Annotated in this window: 13 protein-coding genes and 1 riboswitch; of the genes, 8 read left to right on the top strand and 5 right to left on the bottom strand. The window is 69.1% G+C overall.

All coding sequences use genetic code 11. The features are described 5' to 3' along the window. Nucleotides 1-92 precede the first annotated feature (92 nt). Both ACGF8B_RS05640 and ACGF8B_RS05635 read left to right on the top strand, forming a co-directional pair. Complete coding sequence (locus ACGF8B_RS05640) at nt 93-1,061, top strand: diacylglycerol kinase family protein (RefSeq protein WP_342280713.1); 969 nt, start codon at nt 93-95, stop codon at nt 1,059-1,061. A 319-nt stretch (nt 1,062-1,380) separates the two neighbouring features. Further along, entirely contained in the window at nt 1,381-1,638 is a 258-nt protein-coding gene (locus ACGF8B_RS05635; RefSeq protein WP_003953983.1) for a WhiB family transcriptional regulator, read from the top strand. Nucleotides 1,639-1,825: 187 nt separating this feature from the next. Here ACGF8B_RS05635 and ACGF8B_RS05630 read toward each other — a convergent pair whose 3' ends face one another. Further along, nucleotides 1,826-3,292 (bottom strand): PAS domain-containing sensor histidine kinase, encoded by a 1,467-nt coding sequence (locus ACGF8B_RS05630; RefSeq protein ID WP_124717378.1) that lies wholly within the window; start codon nt 3,290-3,292, stop codon nt 1,826-1,828. 758 nt (nt 3,293-4,050) lie between these two features. Here ACGF8B_RS05630 and nagB point away from each other — a divergent pair. After that, on the top strand, nt 4,051-4,836 hold the full coding sequence (nagB, locus tag ACGF8B_RS05625; RefSeq protein ID WP_392735053.1) for a glucosamine-6-phosphate deaminase: 786 nt from the start codon (nt 4,051-4,053) through the stop codon (nt 4,834-4,836). A gap of 119 nt (nt 4,837-4,955) precedes the next feature. Here nagB and ACGF8B_RS05620 read toward each other — a convergent pair whose 3' ends face one another. The 4 genes from ACGF8B_RS05620 to ACGF8B_RS05605 all read right to left on the bottom strand — a co-directional run bounded on the left by ACGF8B_RS05620 (nt 4,956) and on the right by ACGF8B_RS05605 (nt 9,708). Continuing rightward, the gene (locus ACGF8B_RS05620; protein ID WP_392735052.1) at nt 4,956-6,497 is read right to left on the bottom strand and encodes a glycoside hydrolase family 3 protein; all 1,542 of its coding nucleotides are present in this window, start codon (nt 6,495-6,497) and stop codon (nt 4,956-4,958) included. A gap of 8 nt (nt 6,498-6,505) precedes the next feature. Continuing rightward, nucleotides 6,506-7,336 carry a carbohydrate ABC transporter permease gene (locus tag ACGF8B_RS05615; protein WP_392735050.1) on the bottom strand — a complete coding sequence of 277 codons (831 nt, stop codon included), beginning with the start codon at nt 7,334-7,336 and terminating at the stop codon, nt 6,506-6,508. Next, entirely contained in the window at nt 7,333-8,325 is a 993-nt protein-coding gene (locus ACGF8B_RS05610) for a carbohydrate ABC transporter permease (protein ID WP_392735048.1), read from the bottom strand. The genes ACGF8B_RS05615 and ACGF8B_RS05610 overlap by 4 nt, the downstream gene beginning before the upstream one ends. A 99-nt stretch (nt 8,326-8,424) precedes the next feature. Continuing rightward, nucleotides 8,425-9,708 (bottom strand): extracellular solute-binding protein, encoded by a 1,284-nt coding sequence (locus tag ACGF8B_RS05605; RefSeq protein WP_392735046.1) that lies wholly within the window; start codon nt 9,706-9,708, stop codon nt 8,425-8,427. A gap of 279 nt (nt 9,709-9,987) precedes the next feature. Between ACGF8B_RS05605 and ACGF8B_RS05600 the strand changes: the two genes are divergently transcribed. From ACGF8B_RS05600 to ACGF8B_RS05580, 5 genes are all read left to right on the top strand, one after another. Further along, nucleotides 9,988-10,752 carry a GntR family transcriptional regulator gene (locus ACGF8B_RS05600; RefSeq protein WP_259928736.1) on the top strand — a complete coding sequence of 255 codons (765 nt, stop codon included), beginning with the start codon at nt 9,988-9,990 and terminating at the stop codon, nt 10,750-10,752. A gap of 225 nt (nt 10,753-10,977) precedes the next feature. Then, nucleotides 10,978-11,232, top strand: a complete 255-nt coding sequence (locus ACGF8B_RS05595) for a DUF3311 domain-containing protein (RefSeq protein ID WP_392735044.1) — start codon at nt 10,978-10,980, stop codon at nt 11,230-11,232. Further along, nucleotides 11,229-12,863, top strand: coding sequence for a monocarboxylate uptake permease MctP (mctP, locus tag ACGF8B_RS05590; protein ID WP_392735042.1), 1,635 nt, complete (start codon nt 11,229-11,231; stop codon nt 12,861-12,863). Before ACGF8B_RS05595 ends, mctP begins: the two co-directional genes overlap by 4 nt. Before the next feature lie 165 nt (nt 12,864-13,028). After that, nucleotides 13,029-13,170: riboswitch (cobalamin riboswitch) on the top strand. 139 nt (nt 13,171-13,309) lie between these two features. Next, nucleotides 13,310-15,721, top strand: a complete 2,412-nt coding sequence (locus tag ACGF8B_RS05585; protein ID WP_392735041.1) for a ribonucleoside-diphosphate reductase subunit alpha — start codon at nt 13,310-13,312, stop codon at nt 15,719-15,721. Continuing rightward, entirely contained in the window at nt 15,721-16,737 is a 1,017-nt protein-coding gene (locus ACGF8B_RS05580) for a ribonucleotide-diphosphate reductase subunit beta (RefSeq protein WP_383765144.1), read from the top strand. Before ACGF8B_RS05585 ends, ACGF8B_RS05580 begins: the two co-directional genes overlap by 1 nt. Nucleotides 16,738-16,757: the final 20 nt, after the last annotated feature.

The raw sequence follows: 16,757 nt of genomic DNA, 5'->3' as shown, positions 1-16,757 counted from the left end.
CGGGGTCGGAATCGGCAGTGGACCGTCACCGTGCGTAAAGGTCATGGGGCGGGACTTCAGAGTGATACCGCGCGGTAGGTAGTCTGGCGGTCATGCGCGCACTCCTCGTGGTCAATCCAGCTGCTACCACCACCAGTGCGCGGACCCGTGACGTGCTCATCCACGCGCTGGCCAGCGAGATGAAGCTGGAGGCCGTGACCACGGAGTACCGCGGCCACGCCCGGGACCTGGGGCGACGGGCCGCGGACTCCGACGACATCGATCTGGTGGTCGCCCTGGGCGGCGACGGCACGGTCAACGAGGTCGTCAACGGTCTGCTCCACAACGGCCCCGACCCGGAGGGCCTGCCGAGCCTCGCCGTCGTTCCCGGCGGCTCCACCAATGTGTTCGCGCGCGCCCTGGGGCTGCCCAACGACGCGGTGGAGGCGACCGGCGCGATCCTGGACGCGCTCGCCAACCGGACCGAACGCACGGTCGGCCTCGGACTCGCGGCCGGCACCCCCGGCACGGAGGACGAGTCGGTCCCGGAGCGCTGGTTCACCTTCTGCGCCGGACTCGGATTCGACGCGGGCGTGGTCGGCCGGGTCGAACAGCAGCGCGAACGCGGAAAGCGTTCGACACACGCCCTTTATGTACGCCAGGTGGTCCGGCAGTTCATCGACGAGCCGCACCGCAGGCAAGGCGTGATGACATTGGAAACCCCGGGGCAGGATCCGGTCACCGATCTGGCGCTGTCCATAATTTCCAACACCGCCCCCTGGTCCTACCTGGGCAACCGTCCGTTGTACGCGTCCCCGAAGGCCACCTTCGACACCGGACTGGACGTGCTCGGACTGAAGCGGCTCTCCACTCCGGCGGTCGCCCGGTACGGCACCCAGCTGCTCACTTCGAGCCCGGAGAAGGGCCCGTCCGGCAAGCACGCTGTTTCACTTCACGACCTCACGGACTTCACCTTGCATTCAAAGGTTCCACTGCCCTTCCAGATGGATGGCGACCACCTGGGAGTGCGCACAAGTGTGACGTTCACAGGCGTACGCCGTGCACTGCGTGTGATTGTGTGAGTGGAAGGGACCAAAGTCCTTTAACTCGAACGTTTGGGCTGGGCTCCACCCCATAGAAGTACGGCTGTGACCTAGTCGACACCGAGGAATCAAAAAAAAGTTTCCAGAAGGGGTTGTATCCGCCGCTGAGGTTTGCGAATCTCTACATGGCGATCGGGACGGCCCGCAACACCGGCCTCCACTGAGAGCCAGAACCCCTCCTCACTTCACAGGACCACAACCAGTTCATCTGGGCGTCGGCCCGTCATCTGCGGGGGGATTCGTGAAAGCGTTCACATTCACAAGCAACAGTATGTAATATCAAGGAGAGGTAGCAGCCATGGACTGGCGTCACAACGCCGTTTGTCGTGAGGAAGACCCCGAGCTGTTCTTCCCCATCGGCAACACCGGTCCTGCGCTGCTGCAGATCGAGGAAGCCAAGGCCGTCTGCCGTCGCTGCCCCGTCATGGAGCAGTGCCTGCAGTGGGCGCTCGAGTCCGGCCAGGACTCCGGCGTCTGGGGTGGCCTCAGCGAGGACGAGCGCCGCGCGATGAAGCGCCGCGCCGCTCGCAACCGGGCGCGTAACGCAAGCGCCTGACCGACGCCACCGCTACGAGCCTCAGCCAGGCGGCGCGTACAGAGCGTACGCACAACCCCGCCCCCCGAGTCGCAGCGCGCAGTACCCCCGAAGCGCATGCATGACCAGTGAGCCCGGACCGTGAACAACGGTCCGGGCTCACTGCTGTGTCAGGGGCGCCCCGCCCGTACCGGGAGGGGGACGAGGGCTACTTCTCGGACCGGACCGGGATGTCGAGCACCACCTGGGTGCCGCGCTCGGGGGCCGGGACCATGCCGAAGGTCCCGCCCAACTCGCCCTCCACCAGCGTCCTGACGATCTGGAGCCCCAGATTGCCGGCGCGCTGCGGGTCGAAGCCCTCCGGCAGACCGCATCCGTCGTCCTGGACCGTGATCAGCAGCCGCGTCCCGGCGGAGGAACCGCCACGCACGGCGGACACCTCGACGGTGCCGGACTCGGCGAGGGTGAAGGCGTGTTCCAGGGCGTTCTGCAGTACTTCCGTGAGCACCATCGCCAGCGGAGTGGCCACTTCGGCGTCGAGGATGCCGAAACGTCCCGTCCGGCGGCAGGTGACCTTGCCCGGCGAGATCTCGGCGACCATCGCGATGACACGGTCGGCGATCTCGTCGAACTCCACCCGCTCGTCCAGATTCTGGGACAGCGTCTCATGGACGATGGCGATCGAACCGACGCGCCGTACCGCCTCGTTGAGCGCCTCGCGGCCGCGCACCGAGTCCATCCGCCGGGCCTGGAGCCGCAACAGGGCGGCAACGGTCTGGAGGTTGTTCTTCACCCGGTGGTGGATCTCCCGGATGGTGGCGTCCTTGGTGATCAACTCGCGTTCGCGGCGGCGGAGTTCGGTGACGTCACGGAGCAGGACCAGGGAGCCGATGCGCACGCCCTTGGGCTTGAGCGGGATCGCCCGGAGCTGGATCACCCCGCCCGCGCACTCGACTTCGAACTCCCGGGGCGCGTAGCCGCTGGCCAGCTTCTCCAGGGCCTCGTCCACCGGGCCCCGGGAGGGGGCGAGTTCGGCGGTGATGCCGCCCAGGTGCTGGCCGACCAGATCGGAGGCGAGGCCGAGGCGGTGGTAGGCGGAGAGGCCGTTGGGGCTGGCGTACTGCACGACCCCGTCGGCGTCGAGCCTGATCAGCCCGTCGCCGACGCGCGGCGAGGCGTCCATGTCGACCTGCTGCCCGGGGAAGGGGAAGGACCCCGCGGCGATCATCTGGGCCAGGTCGGAGGCCGACTGGAGGTAGGTGAGCTCCAGCCTGGACGGGGTGCGGACGGTGAGCAGGTTGGTGTTGCGGGCGATCACCCCGAGGACCCGGCCCTCCCTGCGTACGGGGATCGACTCGACCCGTACCGGCACCTCCTCGCGCCACTCCGGGTCGCCCTCGCGCACGATCCGGCCCTCGTCCAGCGCCGCGTCCAGCAGCGGGCGGCGGCCGCGCGGCACCAGGTGTCCGACCATGTCGTCCTGGTAGGAGGTGGGGCCGGTGTTGGGGCGCATCTGGGCCACCGACACATAGCGGGTGCCGTCGCGGGTGGGCACCCAGAGCACGAGGTCGGCGAAGGACAGGTCGGAGAGCAGCTGCCACTCCGAGACCAGCAGGTGCAGCCACTCCAGGTCGGTGTCACCGAGGGCTGTGTGCTGGCGGACGAGGTCGTTCATGGAGGGCACGTGTGCGAGCGTACCCGCGGACGGGCATTGGTTCCGAACCGAACGACCGGACCGTACGTGCAAGGTGGGGAGCCCGGAAAATTACGGCGCTCCGATGGATGGACACGGCGAATGGTCTAGTCCACAATGCTCAAGACAGAGCTTCCGCTCTCCCCGCACAGGAGGGCGGATCGAGGTACCGCGCTCTCTGCCCTGACCGCGTCGGTACCTCTCCCCCGGCCGGGGGCACCGCACACCGCCGGCCGGCCCGACCGGCCGTGACGGCCGGTCTTACTCCGGGCTGCGGTGCCGGACGGGCCGAGGGTCCCGTCCCGGCGCCGTGGCCCGCGGGTGTTCCCGGGGGCCGCTCAGCAGGTCCCGGTGACCTCGACCGGCGCGCGCGGCGCGTCCGGGACCCGGCCGCGGGCGATCGTCACCCCGTACGCCGGCATCCGCGGCGGCAGGATCTCCAGCACCGGCCGGCCCTCCTCGGCCACCCCTGCGGTCGGCAGCGCGAAACCCGGGCGGCCACGTCGACCCGGGGCTGCGGGCCAGGATCTCCCGGCCCGGCTCCGACAGGACGGCGCCGGCCGGGCCCCGGTGCGTCGGCAACACCCTTCGGACCGGCCGGCCGCGGACCCCGGGCGGCCGCCGGTGCATCGCGGCCGGACCGGGTGCGTCCGGCCGTGCCCGCGTTACCGGGTTCTGCTAGATTGGAACCCTATTGGTCTATACCACCTGACTCCACTCTTCAGATCGGCAGGCCCAGCGTGGAAGTTGTCATCGTCCCGGACGCCAAGGCAGGCGGCGAACTCATCGCGGAGGCCATCGGTGCCCTGCTGAGCCGCAAGCCCGACGCACTTCTCGGCGTTGCCACCGGCTCGACCCCGCTGCCCATCTACCAGGCGCTGGCGGCCAAGGTCCGCTCCGGCGCCGTCGACGCCTCGCGGGCGCGCATCTGCCAGCTCGACGAGTACGTCGGGCTGCCCGCGGGCCACCCCGAGTCCTACCGCTCGGTGGTGCTGCGCGAGGTCGTCGAACCGCTCGGCCTGTCCGAGGCGTCCTTCATGGGCCCCGACGGCTCCGCCGAGGACGTCCGGGCCGCCTGCCTGGCGTACGACAACGCGCTGGCCGAGGCCGGCGGCGTGGACCTCCAGCTCCTCGGCATCGGCACCGACGGCCACATCGGCTTCAACGAGCCGTGCTCCTCGCTCGCCTCCCGTACCAGGATCAAGACGCTCACCGAGCAGACCCGGATCGACAACGCGCGCTTCTTCGACAACGACATCTCGCAGGTCCCGCACCACGTGATCACCCAGGGCATCGGCACCATCCTGGAGTCCCGCCACCCGATCCTGCTCGCCACCGGTGAGGGCAAGGCGGACGCCGTGGCGCAGACGGTGGAGGGGCCGGTCGCCTCGGTCGTGCCCGCCTCGGCGCTCCAGCTGCACCCGCACGCGACGGTGGTGGTCGACGAGGCCGCCGCGTCGAAGCTGAAACTGGCGGACTACTTCCGCGCCACGTACGCGGCCAAGCCGTCGTGGCAGGGGCTGTAGGACTCCCGGACGCATACGAGAGGGCCGGGGCACCCACGCTGGGTGCCCCGGCCCTCTCGTATGCCACTACGTGCCCGGCCGGGCGTGATGCGGCCCCCGGCCCGCATCACGCCCCGCGCTCAGACCGCCGGGCCCTCCGTGCCCCTGACGACGATCTCCGCCGCCGCGAGGCCGCAGACGCGGGCCGCGCCGTGGGTGGCGATGTGCAGGGCGCCCCTGGGGGCCGCCTGCGGTACGCCCATCTCGACGACGACCGTGCCGGGACGCTCGGCCACCAGGGCGTCGAGTGCCTCGCCCATCCAGGCGTGGCGGTGGACGTCGCGGACCACGACGACGATGCGCCGCTCCCCCGCCGCCCGCAGCACCGCGGCGGCGGGCGCCTCGGTCTCGCTGCTGTACGTGTCGGTCTCCGTGCCCGGCAGCAGCCGGCCCAGCTCCGCGGCGACGCCCCAGGGGGTCTCGTCGCCGACGGCGATGTTCGACGCGGAGGTGAACGCGGCGACGTACGCGGGCTCGGTCAGCGGGGCGGCGGATCCGGTCGTCAGAACCGCCCGGCGGGCGGCGACCAGACCGATGTCGGAACCGATTCCGGCGCCGGGCGCGATCCCCTCCTGCGTTGCCGCACCCGGCCCCGAACCGGTCCCCGCGGCCCCCCGCGTCCACGAAGCGAGGGCACGTACCCGTGCGGCGGCGTCCGCGAGCCGCTCCTCGGGGAGTTCACCGCTGCGCACCGCCCGGACCAGCGCGTCGCGCAGCCGGAGCACCGTGCCGTCGTCCTCCAGACCGCCGCCGACGCAGAGCGCGTCGGCCCCCGCGGCGATCGCCAGGACGGAGCCCTGCTCGATGCCGTACGTCGCGGCGATGGCCTGCATCTCCACGGCGTCGGTGACGATCAGGCCGTCGTAGCCCAGCTCCTGGCGCAGCAGCCCGGTGAGGATCCGCGGGCTCACCGTGGCGGGGCGGTCCGGGTCGAGCGCGGGCAGCAGGATGTGCGCGCTCATCACGCACTTGGAGCCCGCCGCGATGGCGGCCCGGAAGGGCACCAGCTCACGGGCGTGCAGGGTCTCCAGGTCCACGTCGATGCGCGGCATCGCGTGGTGCGAGTCGATCGCGGTGTCGCCGTGCCCCGGGAAGTGCTTGGTGCAGGCGGCGACACCGGCGGCCTGGAGGCCCTCGATGTACGCGGCGGTGTGCCGGGCCACGAGTGCGGTGTCGGCGCCGAAGGACCGTACGCCGATGATCGGGTTGCCCGGGTTGGAGTTGACGTCGGCGGACGGCGCCCAGTTGAGGTTGACGCCGCACTCGGCGAGCCGGCGGCCGAGCTCCTGGGCGACCGCGCGGGTCAGGGCGAGGTCGTCGACGTGCCCGAGGGCGAGGTTGCCGGGGAACGAGGAACCGGTGCGCACCTCCAGGCGGGTGACGTCACCGCCCTCCTCGTCGATCGCGACGAGGAGGTCCTCGCGCTCGGCCCTGAGCTGGGCGGTGAGCGCGGTGACCTGCTCGGGCGTGCGGATGTTGCGGCCGAACAGGGCGACGGAGGCGAGCCCTTCGTCGACCCGGCGCAGCACCCAGTCCGGGGCGGTGGTGCCGGTGAATCCGGGCTGCAGGACGGCGAGCGCGTCGCGGGTGACGGTGTCCGTGGCGGATATGAGGGTGGTCATGGGCTGTGTTATCCCTTCACGGCACCGTCGGTGAGGCCGCTGACGGCCTTGCGCTGCAGGAAGACGAACAGGATGAGGATCGGGATGGCGAAGATCGAGGCCGCCGCCATGGTGGCGCCCCAGTCGTCGCCGAACTGGCTCTGGAACTGGGAGAGCCAGAGCGGGAGCGTCTTGGCCTCGGGGTCCTTGTTGAGGATCAGGACCAGGGGGAATTCGTTCCACGCGGTGATGAAGCCGAAGAGCGAGGTGGCCATCAGGCCGGGCGCGAGCAGCGGCAGGATCACCTTGACGAACGCCTGCGGGCGGGTACAGCCGTCGACCATGGCGGACTCCTCCAGTTCCTTGGGCACCGCGGCAACGTAGCCGCGAAGCGTCAGGACCGTGAAGGGGAGCACCATCACCATGTAGAAGAGCGTCAGCGGGACCAGGCTGTTGAGCATGTCCGCGTCGCGGACCAGCATGTAGATCGCGATGACCATGACTTCCCACGGCGCCATCTGGGCGATCATGAAGACCAGGATCAGGCCCTTGCGGCCCTTGAACCGCATCCGGGCCAGCGCGAACGACGCGAAGAGCGCGATGATCAGCGAGAAGGTCACGGCGAGCAGGGTGACGGTGAGCGAATTGCCGACCAGCTTCAGGAAGTCCGGCGCGTGGTACGCCGTCTTGAAGTGCTCGAACGTCACGTCGGTCGGCAACCAGACCGGCTTCTCGGTGATGATGTCGCCGGTCGGCTTGAACGCCGTGCTGAACATCCAGTAGACGGGGAAGACCAGGCCGGCGAAGAGGATGATCGCCGTCGCGTTGGGCCAGATGCGGCCGAACAGTGAGCGCTTCACAGCTCGTCCTCCTCTTGCTTGAGAACGATGCGGAGGTAGTACGAGGTGAGCCCCAGCATGATCAGGATGGTCAGCAGCGAGATCGCCGCGCCCATGCCGTAGTGCTGGTTGCCGACGCCCTCGACGAAGGCGTAGACCGGCAGCGTCTCGGTGAGGCGGTTGGGGCCGCCCTCACTGATGGTGAAGATCTGCGGGAACGCCTTGAAGACCCAGATGACTTCGAGGAAGGTCGTGGCGTAGAGGAAGGGCCGCAGGAACGGGAACGTCACCGAGGTGAAGCTCTTCCAGACGCCGGCGCCGTCGAGCGAGGCGGCCTCGTAGAGCTCCTTGGCGATCGTCGTGGTCGCCGCGTACAGGTTGATCGCCACGAACGGGATGGACTGCCAGACGATCAGCAGGGTGACCACGAAGAACGTGGAGAACTGCGAGCCGGTCCAGTTGTAGTCGGCCATCGAGTGCCAGCCGAGGTGGTCCAGCACGTAGTTGACCACGCCGAAGCGCGAGGCGAACAGCCACTGGAACACGGTGGAGGCGGCCACGACCGGCATCGCCCAGGCGAGCACCAGGCCGATCATCAGCGTGAACCGCATCCGCTTGCCGAGGCGGGCGAGCAGCAGACCGATCAGGGTGCCGAAGACCATGATCAGGACGACGTTGACGCCGGTGAACACGATCGTGCGGAGCGTGACTCTCCAGAAGTCCTCACCGGTGAGGATCTCCTGGTAGTTCTTGAAGCCGTTCCACTCGGTGACATGCTGGATCAGCTGTCCCATATTGAGGTTCTGGAACGACAGCAGGACGTTCTTCACCAGGGGGTACCCGAGGAAGAGCGCCGTCACCGCTAGTGCGGGGACCATCAACAGGTACGGCGCTGCGCCGATGCCCGGTTTCCGCTTGCTGCCCCCGTGCTGCCCGACGGGTGGTTTCCCGTCCTGCCCGCGGGCTGCGGCCGTCTTGGCCACATCCGAGGGTTCGGTCTGCACTGCCATGCTCGCCATCTCTTCCAACAAAGCCCTACACGGAACGGTGCGTACAGCCGGGGCGGCGGGTCGGGACCCGCCGCCCCGGCGCGGGACGCGCTTCTGCGACTACTGCTGCTGGCTGAGGCGCTTGTTGAGCTCGCCCTCGACCTGCTTGGCGGCGTCGGCCGGCGACTTGCCCTGCAGGACCAGCGTCATGTAGGTCTTGATCGGGTTCGGCGGGTTCTCGACCGGCGCCCACTCCGGGATCAGCGGCGTGGTGCCACCGGACTTGGCGGCGGCCGGACCGGCGGCCTCGGCGGCGGGCTGGCCGACGGTGTACTTCTGCATGGCGTCGTTCTTGGGAGACCAGCCGGCCTCCTTGATGAGCGCGCCGTCGTTCTGCTCGGAGAGCGCGATCTTCAGGAACTCCTTGGCCAGGTCCTGGTTCTTGCTGCCCGCGGCCACGGCGAGGTTCGAGCCGCCGAGGAAGACGCCTTCGGGCTTGTCGGCGGTCTCACCGGGGATGGTGAAGAAGCCGATGTCGTCCTTGAGCTTCGGGTTGGCCTTGAGGGCGGTGCCGGCCTCGTAGCCCATCGCGATGATGGCGCCGGTCTTGCCCTTGGCGAAGACCTCGGCCTGCTGCGGGGTGGCCTCGTCCTTGTCCTTGGGAGCCTTGGAGAAGGCCTGGTACTGCTTGTAGACGTCCATGGCCTCGGCGACCTTCGGGTCGGCCAGGTTGGAGACGTACTTGTCGCCTTCCTTCTTGACCGGCGAGACGTCCTTGCCGACGAGCAGGCCGTCGAAGAAGTACCAGTTCTGGCCGGGCAGGTAGATCGGCTCGGCGTCGCCCTTCTTCTCGATGGCCTCGAAGGCCTTGAAGAGGTCGGCGCGGGTCTTCGGCGTCTCGGTGATACCGGCGTCCTTGAAGACCTTCTTGTTGTACATGACGACGCGGTTGCCCACGTACCACGGCAGGGCGTACTGCTTGCCGTCGTAGATGGAGGGCTGGTTGACGCCGTCGGCCCAGGCGGAGCCGATCTCCTTCTTCAGCTCACCGAGGTCGGCGAGGCCGCCGGTCTTGGCGTACGCCGGGGTCTGGGTGTTGCCGATCTCCAGGACGTCCGGCGGGTTGGACTCGGAGAGGGCGGTGGTGACCTTCTGCTGAATGCCGTTCCAGTCCTGGACCTCGATCTTCAGCTTGGCCTTGGTCTTCTTCTCGAACTCCTCGGTGACCGTCTTGGTCCAACCGTCCGGGTTCGAGCCGGACATCGTCCACACCGTCAGGGTCTGGCCCTTGTACGCGTCCGGACCGGCCTTCTTGCCACTGTCGCCGCCGTCGTCGGACCCACACGCCGCGAGGCCGATCATCATGCCCGCGACGCCGATCGCCGCGATGAGCTTGCGCTTCACGCCAAACCCTCCTCAGGGATACTGCAACCCCGCCCACCGCGAAGACATTCGACGAGTACTGCTGGGGCTGGACCTGGTCTTTAATGGTTTAGACCAGTACGGGGAGCTTGGCCTAGACCTTTAGGGGTGTCAAGGGTGTATAAGAAGTGCACTCGCGTCCGTTATAGGACCGACACCTAAGGGAGGGCGACCAGCCGTGACGGGACCGTGCCACCATGTGAGCCGCGACAGACGGAGGAGCCGGTGACGGCAGCAACGCAAGCGTCGGGAAGGCGGACCATGGGTGCCGACGGGGGCAGTACGGAGAACGAGACGGGCGCGGCCACACGGACGGCACGCGTCCCGAAGTACTACCGGCTGAAGCGACATCTGCTCGACATGACGGACACCATGCCGCCGGGCACTCCCGTGCCGCCGGAGCGGACCCTGGCCGCCGAGTTCGACACCTCGCGCACCACCGTGCGCCAGGCGCTCCAGGAGCTGGTCGTCGAGGGCCGGCTGGAACGCATCCAGGGCAAGGGCACCTTCGTGGCCAAGCCGAAGGTCTCACAGGCGCTGCAACTGACCTCGTACACCGAGGACATGCGCGCCCAGGGCCTGGAGCCGACGTCCCAGCTGCTGGACATCGGCTACGTGACGGCCGACGACACCCTCGCGGGGCTGCTCGACATCACCGCGGGCGGCCGGGTGCTGCGGATCGAGCGGCTGCGGCTCGCCAGCGGCGAGCCGATGGCGATCGAGACCACCCATCTTTCGGCCAAACGCTTTCCGGCGCTGCGCCGTTCGCTGGTGAAGTACACCTCCCTCTACACCGCGCTGGCGGAGGTGTACGACGTCCGGCTGGCCGAGGCGGAGGAGACCATCGAGACCTCGCTGGCCACGCCGCGCGAGGCCGGACTGCTCGGTACGGACGTGGGCCTGCCGATGCTGATGCTCTCCCGGCACTCGATCGACGGCCAGGGCGAACCGGTGGAGTGGGTGCGCTCGGTCTACCGCGGCGACCGGTACAAGTTCGTGGCGCGGCTGAAGCGGCCCACGGACTGAGTCCGCACCACCGGTCGGCCCCCGCGGAACGCATCGCTCCGCGGGGGCCTTTCGCGTGTCTTGGTACGGACCGACCATCGTATGTCCGGCCGGATTTCGAGCACGGATACCCACCTGGCCGACCGTTGCCGGACCGCAATGCGGACAGGGGGTGACGGTGACCGGAAGCCTCCCCTAGATTTCCTGCGCATTACAAGGTGCTCAGCGAGGGGACGGAGTCGCCACATGCCAGCAGAACCAGAAGGAAAACCACCCACCGTCACACCGGTGCGGGTGGTCATCGCCCTCTGTCTCGTCGCGCCGTTCGTGGCGATGCTCTGGGTGAGTTCGTACGCGAAGGTGGACCCCACCTTCATCGGTATTCCGTTCTTCTACTGGTACCAGATGCTCTGGGTGCTGATCTCCACCGCGCTCACGATGACCGCGTACAAGCTGTGGCAGCGTGACCAGCGCGCCCGCAAGGGGGGTGCGTCGGCATGAAGGACGGCGTGAACGGCGTCGCGCTCGGCGTCTTCATCTTCTTCTTCGTGGCCGTCACGGTCATGGGCTTCCTGGCCGCGCGCTGGCGCAAGGCCGAGAACGAGGCCAGCCTCGACGAATGGGGCCTGGGCGGACGGTCCTTCGGCACCTGGGTCACCTGGTTCCTGCTCGGCGGCGACCTGTACACCGCGTACACCTTCGTCGCCGTGCCCGCGCTGATCTACACCGCGGGCGCGGCGGGCTTCTTCGCCGTGCCGTACACGATCCTCGTGTACCCGCTGATCTTCACCTTCCTGCCGCGGCTGTGGTCGGTCTCGCACAAGCACGGGTACGTCACCACCTCGGACTTCGTCCGCGGGCGGTTCGGCTCGAAGGGCCTGTCGCTGGCGGTCGCGATCACCGGCATCCTCGCCACGATGCCGTACATCGCGCTCCAACTGGTCGGGATCCAGGCGGTGCTGGACGTGATGGGCGTCGGCGGCGGCGAGAACACCCACTGGTTCGTCAAGGACCTGCCGCTGCTGATCGCGTTCGCGGTGCTCGCCGCGTACACCTACTCGTCCGGGCTGCGCGCGCCCGCGCTGATCGCCTTCGTCAAGGACGGGCTGATCTACCTGGTCATCGCGGTGGCGATCATCTACATCCCGATCAAGCTCGGCGGCTTCGACGACATCTTCGCCAAGGCCGGCGAGGCGTTCTCGCAGAAGAACGCGGCGGCCGGCAAACCGGTGGCCGGACTCGCGCCGGGCGAGGCGGGCCACTGGGGTTACGCCACCCTGGCACTGGGCTCGGCGCTGGCGCTGTTCATGTACCCGCACTCGATCACGGCGACGCTCTCCAGCCGCAGCCGCAACGTGATCCGGCGCAACACCACGATCCTGCCGCTGTATTCGCTGATGCTGGGTCTGCTGGCGCTGCTCGGCTTCATGGCCATCGCCGCCGGGATCAAGGTGGACAACGGCCAGCTGGCCATTCCGCAGCTGTTCGAGAACATGTTCCCGGACTGGTTCGCGGGCGTCGCGTTCGCCGCCATCGGCATCGGCGCGCTGGTGCCCGCCGCGATCATGTCGATCGCCGCGGCCAACCTGTTCACCCGCAACATCTACAAGGACTTCCTGAAGCCGGACGCGACCCCGGAGCAGGAGACCAAGGTCTCCAAGCTGGTGTCGCTGCTGGTCAAGGTCGGCGCGCTGGCCTTCGTCCTCACCATGGACAAGACGGTCGCGATCAACTTCCAGCTGCTCGGCGGCATCTGGATCCTCCAGACCATGCCGGCCCTGGTCGGCGGCCTGTTCACCCGCTGGTTCCACCGCTGGGCGCTGCTCGCGGGCTGGGCGGTCGGCATGGTGTACGGGACGGTGGCCGCGTACGGGGTCGCCAGCCCGACCCAGGCGCACTTCGGCGGCTCGTCCAAGGAGATCCCGGGGATCGGCGAGATCGGCTACATCGGACTCACCGCGTTCGTGCTGAACGTGGTCGTGGCGGTGGTGCTGACCTTCGTCCTGAACGCCCTGAAGGCACCCGCCGGGATCGACGAGACCGCCCCGTCCGACTACACCGCCGACGCGGGCGACCCGGGTGTCGCCACCGAGCTCCCGCCGGCCACCGCGGGGGCTCCGGGCGGCCACTGACGACCGTCGCCCACGGCCTTCCGGCGGCCCGTCGAGCCCCCTGCAACGGGGCGCGGCGGGCCGTCGGCGTGATCCGGCCGGACGGTCCGGGAACGGGCCGCACGGCCCGTTCTGTGGGCCCGACTCGAACGCACGACACAACATGTGGGGGCTGCCTCATCGGGCAGCCCCCACATGTATGCTCGTCCTCGCTGTCGCCGCAGGGGAATCCGGTGCGAATCCGGAACTGTCCCGCAACGGTGTATTCAGTGCGCTTTTGTGCACCCCCGAGTCAGTCCGATGACCTGCCGGCAGCGCATCCGGCTCGACCGAACCGGATGCCCAGACGTCCGGGCCTCGCGGTTGGGCCGGTGGACGCCGTGCGGAGTGCTGCCCTGTCCCGGGTGTGCTCGCGCAGGGCTGCCCCGTTCCCCGCCGGCCCCGAGCCGAGCGAGGGAGAGCACCACGTGACCATCGCGCCAGCCGATCCGGCTTCAGTCGCCGTGTCCGCAGCAGCCGAGTCCGAGGCCGCCGCACAGGACGGACCGGGAACCGCACTGCTGCGGACCCTGACCGACCTGACCGCCGATCTGCCCGACACCGACCCCGGCCGGGTCGCCGCCGCCGCGCTGCGTGGCCGCAGCGCCCGCGCGGACGAGGCCGAGCTGCGGTCGCTGGCGACCGAGGCCGCCGCGGGGCTGATCTCCGAGGACCCCGCCTACTCCCGGCTCGCCGCCCGGCTGCTGACCCTCGCCATCGCGGACGAGGCGGCCGGCCAGGGCGCGGTCTCCTTCTCCGCCTCGGTCGCCGTCGGCCACCGCGAGGGCCTGATCGCGGACCGTACCGCCGCGTTCGTCGCCACCCACGCGGCCGCCCTCGACGCGCTGGTGGCACGCTCGCTCGCCGACGGCGCGGACGACCGCTTCGGCTACTTCGGGCTGCGGACCCTGCACAGCCGGTACCTGCTGCGCCACCCGCACACCCGTCAGGTCGTCGAGACGCCCCAGCACTTCATGCTGCGGGTCGCGGCCGGGCTGGCCGAGGACGAGTCGCAGCGGGCCGTGGACGAGGTGGCGGCGCTGTACGGGCTGATGAGCCGGCTCGACTACCTGCCGTCCTCCCCCACCCTCTTCAACTCCGGTACCCGGCACCCGCAGATGTCCTCCTGCTACCTGCTGGACTCCCCGCTGGACGAGCTCGACTCGATCTACGACCGCTACCACCAGGTGGCGCGGCTCTCGAAGCACGCGGGCGGCATCGGTCTGTCGTACTCCCGCATCCGCTCCCGCGGTTCGCTGATCCGGGGCACCAACGGGCACTCCAACGGCATCGTGCCGTTCCTGAAGACGCTCGACGCCTCCGTCGCCGCGGTCAACCAGGGGGGCCGCCGCAAGGGCGCCGCCGCCATCTACCTGGAGACCTGGCACGCGGACATCGAGGAGTTCCTGGAGCTGCGCGACAACACGGGTGAGGACCAGCGGCGTACCCACAACCTCAACCTGGCGCACTGGATCCCGGACGAGTTCATGCGCCGGGTCGACGCGGACGGCGACTGGTCGCTGTTCTCGCCCGCCGACGTGCCCGGGCTGGTCGACCTGTGGGGCGACGAGTTCGACGCCGCGTACCGGGCGGCCGAGGCCAGGGGCCTGGCCCGCAAGTCGATGCCGGCGCGCGAGCTGTACGGCCGGATGATGCGCACCCTCGCGCAGACCGGCCAGGGCTGGATGACGTTCAAGGACGCCTCCAACCGGACCGCGAACCAGACCGCCGAGCCGGGCAGCGTCGTCCACTCGTCGAATCTGTGCACCGAGATCCTCGAAGTCACCGACGACGGCGAGACGGCGGTCTGCAACCTGGGCTCGGTCAACCTCGGCGCGTTCGTCGCCGACGGCGGGATCGACTGGGAGCGGCTGGACGCCACCGTCCGCACCGCCGTGACCTTCCTCGACCGGGTCGTCGACATCAACTTCTACCCGACCGAGCAGGCCGGCCGCTCCAACGCGAAGTGGCGCCCCGTGGGCCTGGGCGCCATGGGCCTCCAGGACGTCTTCTTCCAGCTGCGGCTGCCCTTCGACTCCCCCGAGGCGCGGGCGCTGTCCACGAAGATCTCCGAGCGGATCATGCTCGCCGCGTACGAGGCGTCCTGCGAGCTCGCCGAGCGCTCGGGCCCGCTGCCGGCCTGGTCGCGGACGCGGGCGTCGCGCGGGGTGCTGCACCCCGACCACTACGACACCGCGCTGAACTGGCCGGAGCGCTGGGACGCGCTGCGCGCCCGGGTCGCGAAGAGCGGGATGCGCAACTCGCTGCTGCTGGCCATCGCGCCGACGGCGACGATCGCCTCGATCGCGGGCGTGTACGAGTGCATCGAGCCGCAGGTCTCCAACCTCTTCAAGCGCGAGACGCTCAGCGGTGAGTTCCTCCAGGTCAACGCCTATCTGGTGGACGAGCTGAAGAAGCTCGGCGTGTGGGACGCGCGCACCCGTGAGGCGCTGCGCGAGGCCAGCGGCTCGGTGCAGGGCTTCGCCTGGATCCCCGAGGACGTGCGGGCGCTGTACCGCACCGCGTGGGAGATCCCGCAGCGCGGCCTGATCGACATGGCGGCGGCCCGTACGCCGTTCCTGGACCAGAGCCAGTCGCTGAACCTGTTCCTGGAGACGCCGACGATCGGCAAGCTCTCCTCGATGTACGCGTACGCCTGGAAGCAGGGGCTGAAGACGACGTACTACCTGCGTTCACGCCCGGCGACCCGGATCGCCCGCGCCGCCTCCGGCCAGACCGCGGCCACCGCCCCCATTCCCGTACAGCAGGCGTCGGCGCCCGACGCGGACGCGATCGCCTGCTCCCTCGAAAACCCCGAGTCCTGCGAGGCCTGCCAGTAATGAGCACATCCGAGAACAAGAACCTGCTCGACCCGGGGTTCGAACTGACGCTGCGGCCGATGCGCTACCCGGACTTCTACGAGCGCTACCGGGACGCGATCAAGAACACCTGGACGGTGGAGGAGGTCGACCTGCACTCCGACGTCGCCGACCTCGCCAAGCTGTCCCCCGGCGAGCAGCACATGATCGGCCGGCTGGTCGCGTTCTTCGCGACGGGTGACTCGATCGTCTCCAACAACCTCGTGCTGACGCTGTACAAGCACATCAACTCCCCCGAGGCGCGGCTGTATCTGTCGCGGCAGCTCTTCGAGGAGGCCGTGCACGTCCAGTTCTATCTGACGCTGCTGGACACCTACCTGCCCGACCCGGACGACCGGGCGGCGGCGTTCGACGCGGTCGAGGAGATCCCGTCGATCCGTGAGAAGGCGCAGTTCTGCTTCAAGTGGATGGACTCGGTCGAGAAGATCGACCGGCTGGAGACGAAGGCCGACCGCCGCCGCTTCCTGCTGAACCTGATCTGCTTCGCGGCGTGCATCGAGGGGCTGTTCTTCTACGGCGCGTTCGCGTACGTCTACTGGTTCCGCTCGCGGGGTCTGCTGCACGGTCTCGCCACGGGCACCAACTGGGTCTTCCGTGACGAGACGATGCACATGAACTTCGCGTTCGAGGTCGTGGACACCGTCCGCAAGGAGGAGCCGGACCTCTTCGACGACGAGCTCCAGCAGCAGGTCACCGACATGCTCAAGGAGGCCGTGGCCGCGGAGCTGCAGTTCGGCCGCGATCTGTGCGGTGACGGGCTGCCCGGTATGAACACCGAGTCGATGCGGCAGTACCTGGAGTGCGTCGCCGACCAGCGGCTCACCCGCCTCGGCTTCCCGGCGGTCTACGGCTCGGAGAACCCGTTCTCGTTCATGGAGCTCCAGGGTGTCCAGGAGCTGACGAACTTCTTCGAGCGCCGGCCGTCCGCGTACCAGGTGGCGGTGGAGGGCTCGGTCGCCTTCGACGACGACTTCTAGATCCGGTTTCCGGGTCCGGA

Source organism: Streptomyces sp. NPDC047917 (assembly GCF_043204345.1).
GTDB lineage: Bacteria > Actinomycetota > Actinomycetes > Streptomycetales > Streptomycetaceae > Streptomyces > Streptomyces sanglieri.
Note: the sequence above shows the minus strand (reverse complement) of the source record. Positions and strands in the feature narration are given on the sequence as shown.

Coding starts and splice junctions, on each gene's coding strand:
- ACGF8B_RS05610 (WP_392735048.1), bottom strand. CDS start 8,325: ATGGCAGTGCAGACCGAACCCTCGGATGTGGCCAAGACGGCCGCAGCC.
- ACGF8B_RS05635 (WP_003953983.1), top strand. CDS start 1,381: ATGGACTGGCGTCACAACGCCGTTTGTCGTGAGGAAGACCCCGAGCTG.
- mctP (WP_392735042.1), top strand. CDS start 11,229: ATGAAGGACGGCGTGAACGGCGTCGCGCTCGGCGTCTTCATCTTCTTC.
- ACGF8B_RS05620 (WP_392735052.1), bottom strand. CDS start 6,497: ATGACCACCCTCATATCCGCCACGGACACCGTCACCCGCGACGCGCTC.
- ACGF8B_RS05640 (WP_342280713.1), top strand. CDS start 93: ATGCGCGCACTCCTCGTGGTCAATCCAGCTGCTACCACCACCAGTGCG.
- ACGF8B_RS05600 (WP_259928736.1), top strand. CDS start 9,988: ATGGGTGCCGACGGGGGCAGTACGGAGAACGAGACGGGCGCGGCCACA.
- ACGF8B_RS05595 (WP_392735044.1), top strand. CDS start 10,978: ATGCCAGCAGAACCAGAAGGAAAACCACCCACCGTCACACCGGTGCGG.
- ACGF8B_RS05580 (WP_383765144.1), top strand. CDS start 15,721: ATGAGCACATCCGAGAACAAGAACCTGCTCGACCCGGGGTTCGAACTG.
- ACGF8B_RS05630 (WP_124717378.1), bottom strand. CDS start 3,292: ATGAACGACCTCGTCCGCCAGCACACAGCCCTCGGTGACACCGACCTG.